Source organism: Liquorilactobacillus hordei DSM 19519 (assembly GCF_019443985.1).
Lineage (GTDB): Bacteria > Bacillota > Bacilli > Lactobacillales > Lactobacillaceae > Liquorilactobacillus > Liquorilactobacillus hordei.
Window position 1 is genome coordinate 230,306 of sequence record NZ_CP049303.1, and the last position, 19,059, is coordinate 249,364.

The window sequence follows — 19,059 nt, forward strand, 5'->3', positions numbered from 1 at the left end:
CATCATCCTTTTTACTTTAAATGTGCTACAACCGCATCATATTCGTCAGCTTCAAGCAAATTAGAAACACTTAAAATCTGAACATTTGTATATCTTAACTTAAGGTTCTTTTCTGCTTCCTTTGTTACAATAACTAAACGTTCCTTACTATCTTCAAGTTCATCTATTCCAATATTTTTAACTGGTGTCTTCCTACCCGCCTTCTTTAAACGGTCTTTGAACATTGATGTTGCCATCGTAGCTGAACCTATGCGCTGATCATGGTGAATAAAATCAACTTCTTTAAGTACTGAAAAATCTATATTCTGCAAACCTAGTTCATCATTTGCATCTTCAGCAACAACATCTTTCTTTTCTTCACTTGGCGAAATCTGGTTCAAAACCTTTAAGTTAAGAACGACTTCATCGTATTTAGGACTGCTCAAGAAGTTATCAACTGAGATGTGCATTGCTCCAGGTGTCTTTTGCAATGCTCTTTCTGCTAATTCTTCTTGCGTAATAACGAGTAAACCATTTTCATCTTTTAGACGACTAATTGCAGTATTTGTAACAGGAATATCCGTAATACCAGCCTTCTTAACCTTATCTCTCAACAAGGAAGCCCCCATTGCAGATGAACCCATCCCAGCATCACATGCAAAAATAATTTTTTCAACATCTTCATATTTCTTGACTTGTTCTGTAGCACTTTGCCCGTCTGTAATTGCTGAGGATCCACCCTTTGATTCAGACTTCATTGCATCCATTTGACGTTGACGTGCTTCAAGATCATCATCATCAGTCATTGTCTTATCAGCTTTTAATATTACGGACGCAACAATAAATGACACAATTGCTGCAACCAAAACCCCGATCAAAATCTTCAAATAATTGCCCTTTGGAGTCATTAATAAGATGGCAATGATTGAGCCAGGAGAAGCAGCTGCTTTTAACCCTGTGCCTAAAAGTTGGAAAGTGAATGTTCCGCTTATACCACCTGCAATAGCCGCAAAAACTAATGCTGGTTTCATCAGAATATATGGGAAATAAATCTCATGAATTCCGCCAAAGAACTGAATAATTGCAGCTCCAGGAGCAGATGCCTTCGCAGTTCCCTTACCAAAAATCATAAATGCTAACAAGATTCCAATCCCAGGTCCTGGATTAGATTCCAGAAGGAACAAAACTGACTTTCCTGATTGAGAAGCCTGTTGGATACCTAAAGGTACTAAGATTCCATTTCCAATCGCATTATTTAAAAACAAGATTTTCGCAGGTTCAATGAAAATATTTGCAAGGGGTAACATGTGAATAGAAATAATCCAATCTACACCCTTACTCATGAAGTTACTTCCAGCAGTCACAAGTGGATTAACTACAAAAACACCAAAAATTGCTAATATCATCCCTAAAATTCCACTTGAGAAGTTGTTGTAAATCATTTCAAAACCAGACTTGATTTTATCTTGGAATAATTGATCAAACTTTTTAATACTCCAACCACCAAGTGGTCCCATAATCATAGCTCCTAAGAACATTGGTACACTTGAACCAACAATCACACCCATAACTGCGATTGCCCCCACAACTGCGCCACGCTCTTCATAAACCATTCTACCACCAACGTATGCAATTAAAAGCGGGATCATATAATTAAGCATTGGACTAATTAATGTTGCTATTTGCTTGTTAGGAATCCACCCAGCCGCCATAAAAAGCGCTGTTATTAACCCCCAAGCAATAATTGCCGCTATGTTAGGCATAATCATTCCACTAAGAGTGGTTCCTAGTCTCTGAATCTTAGCCTTAAGCGAACTTTTTGATTTCTTCATTTCCATTAAAATTCCCTCCTTTTTACATCTTTATTTTACTTTCTTCCTGCAAGCGTTTTCAAGATAAAGTAAATGCCATTAAGTCACAGAAACTTGTGCCAACTTAAGTTAAGGTTTTCACATGTAGTCTGTCATCCTACTCCCTCAATCAATCGCTTTTCTTTTACACTTTGAGAGACACCTTCATCTGTTCAGTCAAACTCTTATTTTTATATTTATTCTCACCAATGAAATTTTTTTGTAAGAGCTCTGTTATTCGCCATGTTTTTTTCCTCTGATAACGTGATCTACGTGATCCAGCATCTCATTTACAACGTCTAAAATATGTGGATCATCCAATTGATAATAATTAGACTTCCCTCTTTTCTCAGAGCTTACTAGCTGATGTTTTTTCAGAATTGCTAGCTGATGAGAAACAACTGATTGTTCTAAATTCAACAAACTAACAATTTCATTTACATTCAATTCATCAGTTTCAAGAATTTTTAACATTTGTAATCTATTAGGATTACTTAATAATTTAAAAATTTTCTTTGCTTCTACTAAATGTTGACTATCAATTAATTTAAAATTGTTTTTTTCATTCAATGAAGTCATCATCCTTTCTTATAAGAACACTTCTGTAACTCTAAAATTAAAATAACGCTATTAAATGATTAATTAAACCACTATCCCAAAATACATATAGACCGATCAATATGTAACAGACTTTCATGAGCTTTTCTCCATGAGATTCCATAATTTCCGATACGATTGGAATATCTGATACTAATTTTATCAAAAAAACTGTCAAAACTGTCAATGAACCGATAAATATTAGTGTAATTAAAAAACTAGTTAGTTCTTCTCCAACAAGTACTGGTAAAAAAATTGACAAATTACTTCCTGCACAGACTGATAGATAAGTAATTAATACACTTAAAATTTGTGATTTATGAGCAGTGACTTTCTCATCGTCGTCATCATCATGAAGTGCCATATAAATTGGTAATATGCCTAATACACCTAAAACCCATTCCGGTACAAAGGCTGATAAAATCCTCCCCATAAAGTAACTGATTGTCAGTAGAATTAAAGTTCCCAGCAAATAACCTAGCAAAACCTTCATCAACTCGAACTTCTTCAGTAAAAAAATTAGCATAAAGAAAAAGTCTAAATTAACACTAATAAATGTTAGACCTAAAATAAAATAATTCATAAAAGCTCTCTCCTCAAATGTTTATATTGACATATGTTGATATTAACATATATAATACACTTTATATTGATATATGCAAGATAGATTTAGGAGGATTATAATGCTTTCAACTATTTTAACCGCAGCTACCGCGTACATTTCTACGAGTATTGATTATTTAGTTATTCTGATGCTTATTTTTAGCTCTACAGGTAAGAAGCAACGTTGGCCAGTCTTTGTAGGAGATCTATTAGGCACAGGAGTTTTAGTAACCACTAGTTTATTTATTGCTTATGTACTAAGGCTTGTTCCACAGACCTGGATACTAGGATTATTAGGAGTAATACCTATTATTATGGGAATAAAGTTACTTGTTTTTGGAGAGAATGATGAGGAGGAGGCAATTCAAAAAGGACTTACTAAAAATGCGAGTATCATTTTGAATGTAGCCATAATCACAATTACTACTTGTGGGGCTGATAATATTGGAATTTATGTTCCTCTATTTGCTCAAAATGCAGTCTCTGACATAGTTGTAATACTAATTACCTTTTTATTTATGCTTAGCCTATTTTGTTATATTGGTTTTCTTTTGACTAGAATCCCAGTTCTAGCGGAATTTCTTGAAAAATATAGTCGCTATCTCACGGGGGTTATATATTCTGGATTAAGTGTATATATACTATGGGAAAGCGGAACGTTAACACACTTTTTCCCCTCTTATTTTTGATTTGCATTTAGAACTATCTTTAATTGAAATAACTACGCAAAGCTAAAATTATAGTAGGAAAGGTATGTCTTAGTAAGTGGATAAACCAATCTCAGATTAAGTGTATCCAATGCAGGAAAATGTCATCTAGTTTTGGGGGATATTTATTTATATTGAATAACATGTTAGCTAAGTTATAAATAAATTTTGGTGGTTAGAAATTAAAAATTCTCAGTTTAGGTGGTGTACTAGTGAATAGCATGTCACCTAAATTTGGTTACAATAGATACCTATTTGTTTAACCCAAGTATATACAATATATATTTACTTATAATTCTAAATAGTGATATTAATCTCATACAAATCACTCATTTTTAAATTCAGATAACAATTCTTAACCATTCCCTAAATTGTTTATCTACCTAAAATGAAGTATCATAGTGAAGTATGAAAACTTGTTAGTTATGAAGGAGAAGTTGTTATGTTTGACATTATAAAATCAATTATTCTTGGAATAGTTGAAGGTATTACAGAATTCTTGCCAATCAGTTCTACAGGACACTTAGTTTTGGTCGATGAATTCATTAAAATGGAACAGTCAAAAGCTTTTGTAGATATGTTCAATGTTGTAATCCAGTTGGGAGCCATAATGGCAGTCGTTGTTATTTACTTCAACAAACTGAATCCATGGGCATCGCAAAAAAACTCACTTGAAAAAAAGCAAACTTGGACTTTATGGAAGAAAGTTATTATTGCAGTTATTCCTTCGATAATCATCGGTTTGCCATTGAATGATTGGATGGATTCGCATCTGATGAACTGGCTGGTTGTCTCAATTGCACTGATTTTTTATGGTATTCTCTTCATTGTGATTGAAAATCATAATGCACACATTCAACCAAAGTTCTCAGACTTAAACACTTTATCGTACAAAACAGCGATTATTATTGGTTTGTTCCAAGTTCTTTCATTAATTCCTGGAACATCTCGTTCAGGTTCTACTATTTTAGGCGGTATTATGGTCGGAACATCTCGTTACGTAGCTGCAGAATTCTCATTCTTCTTAGCTATCCCAACAATGTTCGGTGCCTCCTTGCTTAAACTTTATAAGTATTTTAGTCATGGCGGAAGTTTAGCCGGGCTCCAAGGAATTATCCTTGCAGTTGGTGTTATTGTTTCATTCGTTGTAGCATATGTTTCTATCAGATTCTTGCTTAACTACATCAAGACCAAGGACTTCAAGATCTTTGGCTGGTACCGAATTGTCTTAGGTATTATTGTGATTGGATACTTCCTTATTTTCCATTAATAATGTAGAAGATTGCATGATAGATTTTAAAAATTAAAACCAGAGAGGCTAAACCAAAATTTATTTTGGCTTAGCCTCTCTGTTCATTTTGGATAAACTTGTTTCCGCTACCTTTAAAAGCATTAATAAAAAGGAACATATCTCCATCATTTGACTCAAATAACAACATTATTTCAGGTTAAATGAAATTAAATCATTTTTAAATGAGCATGATGAATTTTACTATAATCAAAAAAAATTATAAACTAGATAGTGAATGTATATAAGGAGGTATTTCATAATCGTTAAGAAAACAGAAATAAATGAAGACGGAACGCATCGATCACTAAGCAATCGTCACGTACAAATGATTGCTATTGGAGGAACTATCGGAACTGGTCTATTTTTAGGTGCTGGCTCTACTATTTATAAAACAGGTCCTTCAGTTTTATGGGTCTATCTAATTTTAGGTGTATTCTTCTTTTTCATGATGCGCGCCATTGGTGAAATGTTTTATTCTGATCCCACGCAACACACTTTTGTTGCATTCATCTCACGTTATTTAGGTGATACACTTGGAAGTCTTGCAGGCTGGACATATTGGCTGGGCCTAATTTTTCTTTCAACAGCTGAACTGACAGCTGTTGGTACTTATGTGAAGTACTGGTTTCCTAATTTTTCTGCATGGCTTATTGAACTAATTTTCTTAATCGTTCTAGTTTCAATCAATTTAATTGCAGTTCGTTTCTTTGGAGAAGCAGAATTCTGGTTTGCTATGATTAAGATTATTGCAATTGTTGCGCTTATTATTACAGGTATTTTCATGATCTCTACAAATGCTCAAACCCCGTTAGGTCATGCCAGTCTTAACAATATATTCAAGAATTATCAGTTGTTTCCTAAAGGAGTTTTTAACTTTATTACTGCTTTTCCGATGGTTTTCTTTGCTTTTCAAGGAATAGAATTCATCAGCATCACTATCGGTGAAGTCAAATCACCACATTCTATTATTCGCAAAGCAGTCAACGAAACACTTATCCGAATCTTACTTTTTTATATTGGCGCACTTATAGTGATTATGGGTATTATCCCTTGGCATGCACTAACTGCTGAAAAAAGTCCTTTTGTGCAAGTTTATCAACTAGCAGGAATTCCGGCAGCAGCAGCTATTATTAACTTCGTTGTTTTAACAGCCGCCGCATCTGCTCTAAATAGTTCCATCTTTTCTGCTGGCCGCCATTTTTATCAGCTAGCACTTGAAGCACCCAAGCAAGGCCGACTAAACAAGCACTTCGCCCGCATTTCCAAAAATGGAGTTCCAGCAAGAGCCATCATTGTCTCGGCCATCTTAGTACTGATTGCACCTTTGATGAGTATTTTAAAGGGAATCAGTGAAGCTTTCACGATTGTTACAGGTGCCTCTAGTGACCTCTACATTATTGTTTATATTCTAGCTTTACTAGCACACCGCAAGTATCGTTCCTCTAATGACTTTTTAGCAGAGGGATTTCTTATGCCTGCCTATAAAATTACAAGCACCACTACTATTATCTTCTTTGTTTTGGTTTTTCTTAGTTTGTTCCTAATTCCTGCGGATATTCCAGGAGCAGTTGGAGCCATTATTTGGATAGTCGTTTTATACAGTCTTATTTCAATGAGTAATCGTAAGCGAATATAACTTAAAAAGTTGCGTTACTTCGTAAAATCTAAGTTGAGGATAATTATGTATAAAAAAGATCTCAGTTTTTAGTCTGAGATCTTTTTTTGTATGTGTATTTCCAACAAGTCATTAATAATTAGCGATAAATTGCTTAATGACCCTTATGTTTTTGCTTTTTCTTTGCTTGTCGCATTTCAAAAACAAGTACTTCTTTTTCTTCTCTATTGGCCTGCTTTATTTGCTTTTCTTTAATCTTTCGAATCTCTACTTGTTTCTGTAGTGCAAGCTGTGCCTTTGTACCTACACCCTTTTTAACACTCTTTCTAGCCAAACGTTGAAGTCGCTTAGGACTAATTCTCTTTTCTAGAACAAGAGAATCTGAAGTATTTTGCCGAAAGAAAACCACTCTTGACCAATGATTAGTAACCAGAGTATAGATATAGGTTAATTTAGGTTCTGAAGTTCCTAAGGTCACTTGTCCAACCTCATAAACTGAAGCATAACGTCTCTCAAAAATAGCCTTATAAAACGGTGGGTCAAATATAATGGTTAATGAACTTTTAATCGTTAACATTAAGCATCCTCCTTAAAATTAATTAAGAAAGGTGGACAACCAAGGAGGCAGGTTACTGATAGCCGAATCGCTATGTCCGGACTACCAACCGAACCGTGTTTTTACTTTCTATTTTTATTTTAACACGAAATCATTCTTAATTCTGATACTATTTATTCGTCCATCAGTTAATTTTCAAAACAGTACAAAAAGAACCAAATCAAAATTTTGTTTTTGATCTGCTCCTCTCTAATCATTACTAATAAACGAGTTTCATAAGTTCAAATTCTTCATCTAACTTAAATTTTTTTGATTTACATTACACTTACACTCTCATTTACACTAATCTTTGTTTCACATGAAACCCATAGCTCTTACACCTTAACCTGGCAAGATTGGTCAATCATATCAGCGGCCATCCGACCTTCATAGATACCCCAAATTACAAGGCTTGCACCCCGACGAGCATCTCCAGCTACATAAACTCTTTCTTGGTCTGTCGTAAAGTCCTTGTTCATTTCAGTAATATCAAATGCATCAATCACTGACTGTTCTGCACCAGTAAATCCTAGGGCAATCACCACAAAATCTGCATCCAATTCCTTTTCAGTCCCAGGAACTGGTTTGTACAATCGTGCTTTGCTTATAACAGCTTTTTTTAACTTGCCGCCTCTCCCCTTAAAACCAATTGCAGTTGTTTCATAGATAGTCAAATCTTCATTAATTACACTATCCGCTTCTTTTTGTCCATAACCCTTCTTTGAAACAATCGGCCATTCTGGCCAAGGATTACTTGCTCGTCTCTTCAGAGGTGGTTGTCGGCTAATTTCCAACTGCTTAATATCTGTTGCTCCCTGTCTTACAGCAGTCGCAATGCAGTCAGTTGCAGTATCACCACCACCGACAATCAGAACTTTTTTGCCAGCTAGTTTCTGACTTGCTGCTACTCCGTCTTGCAAAACTTCTTTTGTAGCTAACGTAAGATAATCAAGTGCCTGCATAATCCCTTCTAATTCACGCCCTTCACCATCTATGTCACGAGCTTGGCGCGCACCAACAGTTAGTAGCACCCTAGAATAACTCTCCTTGAGTTCGTCAGCAGTAATATCAACCCCAACATTGGTGTTCACAACAAATTTTATCCCAACATCTTTCATTACTCGAATTCTTCGGGCAACAATATTCTTAGGAAGTTTCATATTAGGAATACCATACATTGCCAGTCCACCTGGATAATCATCTCTTTCAAAGACTGTTACATCATAGCCATATTTGTTGAGTTGCCATGCAGCTGATAAACCCGTTGGGCCACTGCCAACAATCGCAATTTTGATACCATTTCTATGAAGCGGCATTCCACTTTCTTTGACCCAATTAAACTTGAATCCCTGTTCAATAATAAACTTCTCATTATCTTTGATTGTGACACCCTTACCATGAAGTGCCTCATTACAAGCAGCCTCACAAGGAGCCGGACACACCCTTCCTGTAAATTCAGGAAGAGGATTGGTTTTAGTTAATCGTTCAAAAGCACGTTTATCCTCACTACGATACACTAAATCATTCCATTCTGGAATTAGGTTATCGTTAGGACATCCACTAACAGCCTTACCACCAGCATAGAAGAAACCAGCGTGACAATGTGGAACTCCGCAATTCATACAACGAGCAGCTTGTTTACGCCGTTCTTCATCACTAAGTGAACTCTGCATCTCTGCAAAATCTTTTATTCGTTCTTCTACAGAACGTGTAGGATTATCCACTCGTGGGTACTTCAAAAAACCAAACGGATCTGCCATCTTGTCTCCTCCTTACTTCATGATAGTCGGCTGAACACCAACAATTTCATCAAACGCTTTTTGTTTCAACTCTTCTTCTGTTACATTTTCACTTGCATATTTAGCCATAATTTCATTGATATGTCTGAACTCTTTAGGATATACTTTTACAAAATTTCCTGCTTCTAACTCCCAATTATCAAGTATAAACTTTGCTTTTTGTGAATCAGTATACCTAAAGTGCTTACGTAACAAGTCTTTAACAACTTTTCTATCTTGTTCATTATCAATCTCAAATAATTCAATCATTTCTAAATTACATTGTTGTGGAAAGCTACCTGCAGGATCATATACATATGCAACTCCACCAGACATCCCCGCACCAAAGTTTCTACCGGTTGATCCTAGAATCATTGCAATTCCGTTTGTCATGTACTCACAACCATGATCACCAATACCTTCAGCAACCACATGTGCACCCGAATTTCTGACACAAAAACGCTCTCCTGCTCGGCCATTAAAGAATGCCTCACCGGCAGTCGCACCAAAACATGCAACATTCCCAACAATTGGGGCATTACTATAGAGTTGTTGTGCAACTTTTGGTGCACGAACTACCAATCTTCCACCACTTAACCCTTTGCCGACATAATCATTTGCCTCTCCAGTTAAATCTAGTTCTAATCCGCGAGTAATGAATGCACCAAAGCTTTGACCAGCTACACCAGTATATTCAAACTTTAATTGACCCGCAGGCAATCCTTCATTACCAAAACGTTGTGCAATCCAACCACCCATCCTTGCTCCAACAGTCCGCATTCGATTATTAATTGGTTGCTTAACAACTACTGGTTGTTTGCTTGCCAAGGCCATTTCAGCAAAGGCATTCAGTTCTGGCCATTGATACTTAGGGACAAATGGATCAGCTGATTTTCGTTCAATTCCAACAGATGTACTTAAAATTCTAGAGAAATCAAGTGACTTTGCTTTTCCTTTAGCAATAAAACGTGGAGTAATATTTTCAGTATGACCAACTAATTCATCAACTGTGCGATAACCCAACGATGCCATTTCTTCACGCAAATCTTGTGCAATGAATTTCATGCAATTCTTGACATGTTCAGGCTTACCAATAAATAACTTACGTAATCCCGGATTCTGCGTTGCGATCCCCGTTGGGCAAGTATTAAGACTACATACACGCATCATAATACATCCTATAGATACTAGAACCAATGAAGCAAAGCTAAACTCTTCAGCACCAAGCATAATTGCAATTGCAACATCACGGCCCGTCATTAATTTCCCATCTGTTTCAATTGTTGTTCGCTGTCTCAGATTATTCAAAGCAAGTGTTTGATGAGCCTCTGCCAACCCCATTTCCCATGGAAGTCCCGCATCCCTGACAGAATTACGCGGAGCAGCACCTGTTCCTCCATCATATCCACTAATAGTTACCTTATCCGCTCCAGATTTAACAACACCTGTCGCAATGGTCCCCACACCCGTACTTGATACGAGTTTAACTGTTACCTTTGCGAAAGGATTAATCTGCTTCAAGTCATGAATCAACTGTTTCAAGTCCTCAATTGAATAAATATCATGGTGCGGTGGCGGTGAAATCAGGCGCACTCCAGGAACAGAACCTCGAATTTCTGCAACCCAGGGAAAGTTCTTAGTCCCGGGAAGTTGTCCACCTTCACCAGGTTTTGCACCTTGCGCAACTTTGATTTGCAGTTCTTCAGCACTCATCAAATACTCAGCATTCACACCAAATCTTGCTGATGCAACCTGTTTAATCTTACTATTAAGATTCCTTCCATCAGGCTGTGGTTTGAACCTAGCACGATTCTCTCCACCTTCGCCACTATTGCTCTTAGCATTCAATTCATTCATGGCCTGTGCAATGCATTCATGAGCTTCCTTAGAAAGCGATCCAAAACTCATTGCCCCTGCCTTAAATCTTTTCACAATTTGACTGACCGGCTCAACCTCAGACAATGGTACCGCTCCGTGCGTTCCTGTAATTTCCCAGAGAGAACGAAGTGTTGTTGGTGAATCCTGTTCTTCTTTTCGCACATCTTCAACATATTCCTTATAAATCTCATAGTCTCCAGTACGGACAGCCTGTTGAAACTTATACATTGTCATAGGATTATACAGATGATGTTCACCATCGCGACGATACTTGAAGCTTCCACCTGAAGGCAAGTCTTCAATTGCTCTGGTGTTAAATGCTTTACGGTATCTTACTAGATACTCCTCTTCAATCTGGTTTAAAGTCAAACCGCCAATTCGACTTTCAGTTCCTGTAAAATACTTACCCACTACCTTCTCTGAGAGTCCCACAGCCTCAAATAATTGCGCTCCCTGATAACCTATAATAGTAGAAATTCCCATTCTACTCATAACCTTAACAATTCCCTTCTCAGCAGCTTTTCGATAACTTTCAAGCTTATCCCCAAGATTGTAAGAAAGTAAGGTTGCATAAGCACCATATGGATGGATGGCAGATGCACCATATCCAAGTAATGTCGCAAAATGATGAATCTCGCAAGCTTCACCTGTATCAACAATAATTGATGCCAATTCTCTTTTTCCTTTACGTACCAAATAATTATTCAGGCCGGAGACTGCCAATAATACAGGAATAATCAACTGTTCTCTTGTTGCACCACGATCACTCAAAATTAATAAATTTGCACCTTGTTGTATCTGTGATTCGGCATCCTTGAACATATCATCTAATGCTTGTTCCAACCGGTTAGGTCGTGGCGTAATATCATAACAAATTGTTACAACAGCAGCTTTGAATCCATTTTTTCCATTTATATGTCTTAGTTTCTCATATGCTTTCGTATTTAGAATTGGTGAGTCAAGCTTAATCTTCTTTGCATTTAAAGGGACATCTTTTGTAATATCACCATCTGCACCTAGAAACATTTCAGTTCCAATAACTAATTTCTCCCTGATTGCATCAATCGGTGGGTTAGTAACTTGTGCAAATTGCTGTTTAAAATAGGTAAATAGTGATTGCGGTTTCTTACTTAACACAGCCAATGGAGAATCATATCCCATTGAAATAACCGGTTCTTCACCTTTTTGAGCCATCGGAATCAGCGCATCACGAATCATGTCTTCAGTATATCCGTGGCGTCTCCATAAAGTTCGTAATGCATTTTCTGAGATGTTTTCATCAACATCTGCTTCAGATAGATCATCAAGTGTTAATTGCTCGTCCTTAAGCCATTTAGCATATGGTTGACTACTTGAATATTTCTCCTTAATCTCAGCAGTTCTGTAAAATTTACCCTGATCAGTATCTACCAAAATCATGTCAGCTGGACCTAGAATTCCCTTTTCAATAATATCCTCTGGAGCAACATCATAAACTCCTGATTCAGAAGCAACTACCAGAAAATTCCCCTTTACAAGGTTGTACCTTGAGGGCCGTAACCCATTTCGATCCAATGCTGCCCCAACTTGAACACCATCAGTGAAGCAAAGTGCCGCCGGGCCATCCCATGGAGCAACAAACCCAGCGTTATATTCATCGAATGCTGCCTGCTTTGCGGACACATGTGCATCTTTACCCCAAGCCTCTGGGACCATCATTAATAAAATCTGTGGAATATCTCTCCCATTTCGGTACAGATGCTCCATACAATTTTCTAGCTTAGCTGAATCAGAGTCTTCGTCATTGTATATTTCTATATTGTGACTCACCATCCAGTTCTCGGCCCTCTTCAGGGTATTAATCTCACCGTTGTGTGCAATAAATCTAAATGGTTGCGCACGTTCCCAGCTTGGGAAAGTATTAGTAGAAAAACGTGAGTGAATCAACGCAATTGCAGATTCCATAGATTCATCATGTAAATCTGGGAAAAATTCTCCCACTTGATACGCATGCAACATTCCCTTGTAACAAATTGTTTTACTGGACAAACTCACAATTGCAAATTCCTCAGCAGAAAATGTCTTCTCAAGATGCCTGCGCAAACGAAAAAGGGCATCTTCATATTCTCTTCCTGGAGCAATATCAAAAGGCTTTCCAATGATTATCTGCTCAAAACCTGGCATTGTCTTTTGTGCTGTTGGTCCACAACTTTCGTATACGTATGGAACGTCTCTTGCTCCAATAACACGAAAGCCTGCATCGCTAACTTCATCTTCAATAGATGAGAACATTGCTTCTTTTTCACTTTGCTTTTGTGGTAGAAAGAACATCCCCACGGCATATTCACCAAAGGCTGGTAAATTTATTTTTTTCTTATTAGCATATGTTCTAAAAAAATTATCAGGCATCGCAAATAATATCCCTGCTCCATCGCCTGTATCTGGTTCGGAACCTGTACCACCACGATGATTCATTCTCTTCAACATAATCAGAGCACGTTCAATTAATTCATGACTTGCTTTCCCATCAATCTGGGTAATAAATCCCATCCCACAAGCATCATGCTCAAAGGATGGGCTATACATTGTATTATTGAAATTCTCCATCTCTGTTCCCACCTTGCTAACAATCTGACTTCAATAAAATAAAATCTCGATTAAACACTCTAATGTTCTTTTAATTCTAGTTATAAAATAATAAAAACACAAGACTAATCCCTCTATTGTTTGGAATCAAAAGAAATCCAACATCAAATGTTAATTATTATTAGCTACTTTGTTCATTTATACTTTTCATTTTCCTTATTTTAATAAAAAAGCGAACAATTATCCTTCAATTATTATTTTATTCATGATTTTACGGTCTTTTTTAAAAAAATAGTTAATATCATTAACTTTTTAATTCTTATGTTCTTAAATCATCAATTTATCATTAAAATAAGAACCCTAGTGTGTAACATAAGTCCGGAAAATTTGAGTACTAATTCGAAACTACGAACATGACGAGTAATTTGTTATGAGTAATTAGAAGCTAAACGGAGTATTTTTGCTTATGGAACAAATAGAAAGTAGAAAGGGTGGAGCAAAATTGGCTCTAAAATATTGGGTGTTGATGAACTTCCATCAACACCCAATTTTCATGTACAATAAAAGGACAAGTTCCCAAATGCACCACCACATACCAACCAAAGTAAAAGTAAAGGCAAGTGAGAAAACATGTCCCAAGACTATTCTATCGAAAATATACTTCAAATCCAAGACCCAAATATTAAATGTATCAGTATTGACAATTCTGATCCCAAGAAACAAGTCATTCATGCCAAATTAACTTATTCGATAAAGCGCTGTCCACTTTGTGGCCAATCCCAAGTAGTCCGTTTTGGAACTAATTTGATCAACGTCAGGATGCCACCTATCAAAGAACGACCAGTTATCTTAAAACTGCTTAAACAACGTTATCTGTGCAAAAGAGGGCAACATACTTTTAGTGCTGAAACGTCGCTAGTTAAACCACACTGTCAAATCTCAGAAGATACCAAACAGATGATTATTCTACAGCTTACTAAAGATCGTAGTATTACTGATATTGCAGAGGAATTAAATGTTTCACCAGTGGCAGTTAATCGAGTACTTGATTCATTAGCGATTCAGACTAAGACCGCCTTGCTTACCTTACCAACTACGTTGTGTTTTGATGAATTTCGCTCCACTGGTCATCAGATGAGTTTTATTGCCATTGATGGTGATACACATCGGCTAGTTTCTGTTTTACCTAATCGCCTTAATCGAAGTATCCAAAATCACTTTGAAAGTAACTATTCCTTAGCTGAACGTAGGAAAGTTAAACAAGTAGTTATTGATTTCAATGCACAGTATCAATCCGTAATTCACATAATTTTTCCAGAAGCAAAAGTTATCGCCGATAACTTTCATCTAGTTCAAATGGGACTCCAAGCACTGAACCAGACACGCGTACAGTTAATGCATCGATTCACTCAAAATTCACGAGAATATCGAGTTCTCAAACATCACTGGCGTTTATTTTTAAAAACTTATTCTGGCTTAAATCAACGTAAACCACAATGGTTTGCGCATTTAAAGAACTGGTTCACCCAAGAACAATTAGTCTGGCAAGGTCTTGAGTTAGATTCAACCTACCAACACACTTACTTCGTTGCGCATTCCCTAGTTGATGCCTTAAGAAAGCGTGATTATTTAAAGTTCATTAAAACACTAAATCGAGCTGACAAAGTCAGCCCACAGCTTGAAACTACAATAAAGACCTATCGCAAATATCTACCATTAATTAAAAACATGATGGCAAGCAACTATTCAAATGGCCCACTAGAAGGTGTTAATCGCAAAATCAAACAAATTAAACGCACGGCATACGGCTATAGAAACTGGTCACATTTTTACACCCGGATTAGAATTGAATTTACGATTCGAATAAAAAAAAGAAAACCAATTCGAAAATGAATTGATTTTCTTTTAAAAATTTCCCATCAACAGCGGTTGACAAAGAGCCGCAAAATTTAGCTTTTGCCCCACCCCTTAGTTCTTATTTAACTTAAAACATAGATTCTGTTTACTTTCCTTTGATGTAATTCTCTCCGTCTGCAGCAGGTGCAACAGCTTTGCCTAAGAAGATTACCAAAACAATGATTGTTATTGCATATGGTGCAATTTGGAACCAAACGGTATTAACATGCGATAATAACGGAATGTAGGCACCGATAATTGGCAAGCTTTGCGCTAAACCGAAAAATAATGCCGCTCCTGTCGCTCCTAAAGGATTCCATTTTCCAAAAATCATAGCTGCTAATGACATAAAACCTTGCCCTGAAATCGTGCTTGCTGAGAAGTTTAAGGTAATAGACTGTGCCATGACAGCACCACCAATTCCCCCCATAAATCCAGAAATCAGAACTCCCATGTACTTATATTTTACTACATTAATTCCTAGAGTATCAGCCGCCATAGGATTTTCACCAACAGATCTCATTCTTAATCCCAAACTTGTGCGAAAAAAGAAATACCAGCATAAAATCCCAACAATAATTGCAATAAAAGCTATAAGTGAGGTATTAGTAAACAAAACTTTACCGATAAATGGAATTTTAGATAAGAGTGGGAATGTAAAATTACCCATGCTTTGATTGATAACCGGTGTTTGCCCTTTGCCCTCATACAAAACTCGTGTCAGAAACACTGCTAATGCCGGTGCCATAAGATTCAAAACAGTTCCACTAATAATATGATCAGCTCTAAAAGTAACGGTTGCAACAGCATGCAATAGTGAAAAGACTAACCCAAACAAGGCCCCAATAAATAATGAAATCCACGGTGTAAGACTTCCAAAAGTACTTGCAAAAGTCAGGTTAAACACTGTACTTCCAAAAGCACCAATTATCATCATACCTTCAAGTCCAACATTAACGACACCACTTCTTTCAGAGAAAGTTCCACCTAATGCAGTGAAGATAAGTGGTGCTGCATACACAAAAGTTGTTGAAAAGACTGTCATTAAAATAGTTGTTAAACTCATTTTTCAGCACCACCCTTCACTACCTTATTCTTGCGTTTTAGCCAACCCTTTTTAGTCATCAATTCGAATGCATACTTGATACCTACGAAGAAGATGATTGAGGCTATAACTATATCAACGATTTCACTTGGAGTATTTGAGTATACCGAAATACTCAAACCTCCTATTTGTAAAGCTGAGAAAAGCAATGCAGCAAAGATAATTCCAATTGGATTCCCAGCTGCTAACAGGGCTACTGCCATACCGTTATAACCAACATTAGGCAAATTATTAGAAACTGAGATATTCTCAAAATTACCTAAACCATCGATGGCACCACCAAGCCCAGCCAATAAACCAGAGATTAACATTGCAATAATTATTGTTCTCTTCACATTTACACCAGCATATTGTGAAGCAGATTCATTTAAACCAACTGCTTGAATTTCAAATCCTGATTTAGTTTTCTTGAAGTAAAACCAAACCAAACCCACAACGGCTAAAGCAATAAAGAAACCCCAATTAAACGTTGAATTATCAGTAATATGTTGTAAAAAAGGAGTGTTCAGATTTGCTTTAGTAGTGATATTTGGTGAAGAATCACTACCTTTGCTAGCAAGCCAACTCTTTACTGCAAAATTAACAAGGTACAAAACGATATAATTCAACATAATTGTAGTAATAACTTCACTAGTTCCAAAGTACGCCCGTAAGACACCGGCTATCATGGACCATAATCCTCCAGCTAAGGCGCCACACAAAAGTGCACCAATTATCAAAATAACTGCGGGTAAGTGTGAAAACTTCAATGTGAAAACAATTGCGCCAAACCAGCCAATTAAGTATTGTCCTGGTCCACCAATATTGAAAAAACCAGCCTTACTTGCTACAGCAAAACCCAAAGCCGTTAAAATTAAAGAAATCATGTTTCGCAAAGTTTCCCCAACCGAATAAATTCCGCCAAGAGATCCTATCAAAAGATTTTGGTAATTTTGAATTGGATCATATCCAAAGATTAGCATCAAAATCGCACCAACTATAAAGCCGGCCAATACTGAAATCAAAGGTATAGTCAATCCTTTAAGTGATTTAGTATGCACTATCTGTTCCTCCTCTATCCTTCTTGTCCAATTGGTGTTTTTCCAGCCATCATTAATCCAAGTTCTTCACTTGAAGTATGTCTTGGATCAATCTCACCAACAATCTGACCCTCATGCATTACAACGACTCGATCAGAAAGTTTTAAGATTTCATCAAGCTCAAAACTGATTAGAAGTACTGCATGTCCCGTATTTCTTTGCTCAATAATCTTTTCATGTATATACTCAATAGCTCCAATGTCAACACCACGAGTTGGATTAGCTGCAATCAAAAGATCTGGATTAGCAGAAATTTCTCTTGCAACAATTACTTTTTGTTGATTTCCTCCCGAGAGATCCCCCGCAAGTTCCTTTTCACTTTGCGAACGAATATCAAATGACTTAATAAGCTGTCTACCAATTTCATTGATTTTCTTATAATTTAACAAACCATGCTGACTAGCGGGTTTTTTATGATAGCTTTTTAAAACAAGATTTTCGGCAATGGTAAAAGGAAGTATTAAGCCCACATTTTGCCGATCTTCTGGAATACAACCTATCCCCGCCTCTGAGATCTTGCGAGCGCCCAAATTTTGCAAGAATTTGCCTTTTAATTCTACAGTTCCCTTTTTTATTTTGCGTAGTCCTGTAATTGCTTCAATCAGTTCACTTTGACCATTCCCATCAACACCGGCGACACCAACAATTTCTCCGCTGTGGACTGTTAGATTCAAATCTTTGACCTTAGGTAATCCATGAGCCTCAACATTCAAATCATTGACTGCTAAAACAGTCTTTGACTTATCAGTTTCTTCTTTTTCTACTGCAAAGTTAACCTTACGACCAACCATCATTTCGGCAAGTGTTTCTTCTTTTGTTTCTGCAACTTGAACGGTTTCAATAACTTTTCCCATTCTGATTACTACACAACGGTCCGCAACTTCTTTAATTTCTTTGAGTTTGTGTGTGATAAAAATAACTGAATTACCTTCTGCTGCGAGGGCGCGTAAAATCTTGATCAACTGGTCAATTTCTTGTGGTGTTAAAGCCGCCGTTGGTTCATCAAAAATAAAAATATTTGCTTTCCTGTATAATGCCTTCATTATTTCGACTCTTTGTTGCATACCGACAGTAATGTCTCGAACTTTTGCATGCACATCAATATCTAAATGATACTTTTCAGCCAATTCTTCGATATCACTAGCTGCTTTTTTATAATCTATCCTTGTTGCTTTTGTAGGTTCATCACCAAGAATAATATTTTCTAGTACTGAAAATGCCGGAATTAACATAAAATGCTGATGAACCATCCCAATGCCTAGTCGTTTTGCATCTCTAGGGTTGTCCATTCTAACAACTTTGTTATTAATTAATATCTCACCCTCAGTCGGCTCCAATAAACCTGAAAGCATTCCCATCAAAGTTGATTTACCAGCACCATTTTCACCCAAAAGTGCTAGAATTTCACCTTTTCTCAATTGTAATGAAATATCATTATTTGCCTTATAGCTACCAAACTGCTTGGTGATGTGTCTCATCTCAACGACATAATCTTCCATGTGCCCCTCCTTAAAGTTCACC

Annotated in this window: 13 protein-coding genes; 4 read left to right on the forward strand and 9 right to left on the reverse strand. The window is 36.8% G+C overall.

Features of this window, described 5'->3' with window-relative positions; genetic code table 11:
- Positions 1-11 precede the first annotated feature (11 nt).
- The 3 genes from G6O70_RS02355 to G6O70_RS02365 all read right to left on the reverse strand — a co-directional run bounded on the left by G6O70_RS02355 (position 12) and on the right by G6O70_RS02365 (position 3,009).
- Entirely contained in the window at positions 12-1,817 is a 1,806-nt protein-coding gene (locus G6O70_RS02355) for a PTS mannitol transporter subunit IICBA (protein WP_057869520.1), read from the reverse strand.
- 246 nt (positions 1,818-2,063) lie between these two features.
- Entirely contained in the window at positions 2,064-2,399 is a 336-nt protein-coding gene (locus G6O70_RS02360; RefSeq protein WP_373566399.1) for an ArsR/SmtB family transcription factor, read from the reverse strand.
- A gap of 46 nt (positions 2,400-2,445) precedes the next feature.
- Positions 2,446-3,009, reverse strand: a complete 564-nt coding sequence (locus G6O70_RS02365; RefSeq protein ID WP_057869522.1) for a cadmium resistance transporter — start codon at positions 3,007-3,009, stop codon at positions 2,446-2,448.
- A gap of 100 nt (positions 3,010-3,109) precedes the next feature.
- Between G6O70_RS02365 and G6O70_RS02370 the strand changes: the two genes are divergently transcribed.
- The 3 genes from G6O70_RS02370 to G6O70_RS02380 all read left to right on the forward strand — a co-directional run bounded on the left by G6O70_RS02370 (position 3,110) and on the right by G6O70_RS02380 (position 6,663).
- Entirely contained in the window at positions 3,110-3,718 is a 609-nt protein-coding gene (locus tag G6O70_RS02370; protein WP_057869523.1) for a cadmium resistance transporter, read from the forward strand.
- 460 nt (positions 3,719-4,178) lie between these two features.
- Positions 4,179-5,006, forward strand: coding sequence for an undecaprenyl-diphosphate phosphatase (locus tag G6O70_RS02375; protein WP_057869524.1), 828 nt, complete (start codon positions 4,179-4,181; stop codon positions 5,004-5,006).
- Between the two features lie 346 nt (positions 5,007-5,352).
- Positions 5,353-6,663: an amino acid permease gene (locus tag G6O70_RS02380; protein ID WP_373566400.1), complete on the forward strand. Its 1,311-nt coding sequence runs from the start codon at positions 5,353-5,355 to the stop codon at positions 6,661-6,663.
- Positions 6,664-6,796: 133 nt separating this feature from the next.
- Here the strand turns inward: G6O70_RS02380 and G6O70_RS02385 are convergent, their stop codons facing one another.
- From G6O70_RS02385 to gltB, 3 genes are all read right to left on the reverse strand, one after another.
- Positions 6,797-7,219, reverse strand: a complete 423-nt coding sequence (locus G6O70_RS02385) for a YjdF family protein (protein ID WP_057869526.1) — start codon at positions 7,217-7,219, stop codon at positions 6,797-6,799.
- A 353-nt stretch (positions 7,220-7,572) separates the two neighbouring features.
- A complete protein-coding gene (locus tag G6O70_RS02390; RefSeq protein WP_057869527.1) occupies positions 7,573-8,997 on the reverse strand; it encodes a glutamate synthase subunit beta in 1,425 nt (474 codons plus the stop codon).
- Positions 8,998-9,009: 12 nt separating this feature from the next.
- Positions 9,010-13,479, reverse strand: coding sequence for a glutamate synthase large subunit (gene gltB / locus G6O70_RS02395; RefSeq protein ID WP_057869528.1), 4,470 nt, complete (start codon positions 13,477-13,479; stop codon positions 9,010-9,012).
- A gap of 609 nt (positions 13,480-14,088) precedes the next feature.
- Between gltB and G6O70_RS02400 the strand changes: the two genes are divergently transcribed.
- Positions 14,089-15,351: an ISL3 family transposase gene (locus tag G6O70_RS02400; RefSeq protein ID WP_219934280.1), complete on the forward strand. Its 1,263-nt coding sequence runs from the start codon at positions 14,089-14,091 to the stop codon at positions 15,349-15,351.
- A 109-nt stretch (positions 15,352-15,460) separates the two neighbouring features.
- Here G6O70_RS02400 and G6O70_RS02405 read toward each other — a convergent pair whose 3' ends face one another.
- The 3 genes from G6O70_RS02405 to G6O70_RS02415 are packed head-to-tail and all read right to left on the reverse strand — an operon-like array spanning position 15,461 to position 19,037.
- Complete coding sequence (locus G6O70_RS02405; protein WP_057870361.1) at positions 15,461-16,420, reverse strand: ABC transporter permease; 960 nt, start codon at positions 16,418-16,420, stop codon at positions 15,461-15,463.
- Positions 16,417-17,499 carry an ABC transporter permease gene (locus G6O70_RS02410; RefSeq protein WP_057870360.1) on the reverse strand — a complete coding sequence of 361 codons (1,083 nt, stop codon included), beginning with the start codon at positions 17,497-17,499 and terminating at the stop codon, positions 16,417-16,419. Before G6O70_RS02410 ends, G6O70_RS02405 begins: the two co-directional genes overlap by 4 nt.
- A 14-nt stretch (positions 17,500-17,513) precedes the next feature.
- Positions 17,514-19,037 (reverse strand): ABC transporter ATP-binding protein, encoded by a 1,524-nt coding sequence (locus G6O70_RS02415; protein WP_057870359.1) that lies wholly within the window; start codon positions 19,035-19,037, stop codon positions 17,514-17,516.
- Between the last annotated feature and the right edge of the window lie 22 nt (positions 19,038-19,059).

Excerpts from the sequence above, each read along its gene's own strand:
- G6O70_RS02355 (WP_057869520.1), bottom strand. The coding sequence starts at position 1,817 with ATGGAAATGAAGAAATCAAAAAGTTCGCTTAAGGCTAAGATTCAGAGA.
- G6O70_RS02365 (WP_057869522.1), bottom strand. The coding sequence starts at position 3,009 with ATGAATTATTTTATTTTAGGTCTAACATTTATTAGTGTTAATTTAGAC.
- G6O70_RS02370 (WP_057869523.1), top strand. The coding sequence starts at position 3,110 with ATGCTTTCAACTATTTTAACCGCAGCTACCGCGTACATTTCTACGAGT.
- G6O70_RS02375 (WP_057869524.1), top strand. The coding sequence starts at position 4,179 with ATGTTTGACATTATAAAATCAATTATTCTTGGAATAGTTGAAGGTATT.
- G6O70_RS02380 (WP_373566400.1), top strand. The coding sequence starts at position 5,353 with ATGATTGCTATTGGAGGAACTATCGGAACTGGTCTATTTTTAGGTGCT.
- G6O70_RS02385 (WP_057869526.1), bottom strand. The coding sequence starts at position 7,219 with ATGTTAACGATTAAAAGTTCATTAACCATTATATTTGACCCACCGTTT.
- G6O70_RS02390 (WP_057869527.1), bottom strand. The coding sequence starts at position 8,997 with ATGGCAGATCCGTTTGGTTTTTTGAAGTACCCACGAGTGGATAATCCT.
- gltB (WP_057869528.1), bottom strand. The coding sequence starts at position 13,479 with ATGGAGAATTTCAATAATACAATGTATAGCCCATCCTTTGAGCATGAT.
- G6O70_RS02400 (WP_219934280.1), top strand. The coding sequence starts at position 14,089 with ATGTCCCAAGACTATTCTATCGAAAATATACTTCAAATCCAAGACCCA.
- G6O70_RS02405 (WP_057870361.1), bottom strand. The coding sequence starts at position 16,420 with ATGAGTTTAACAACTATTTTAATGACAGTCTTTTCAACAACTTTTGTG.
- G6O70_RS02415 (WP_057870359.1), bottom strand. The coding sequence starts at position 19,037 with ATGGAAGATTATGTCGTTGAGATGAGACACATCACCAAGCAGTTTGGT.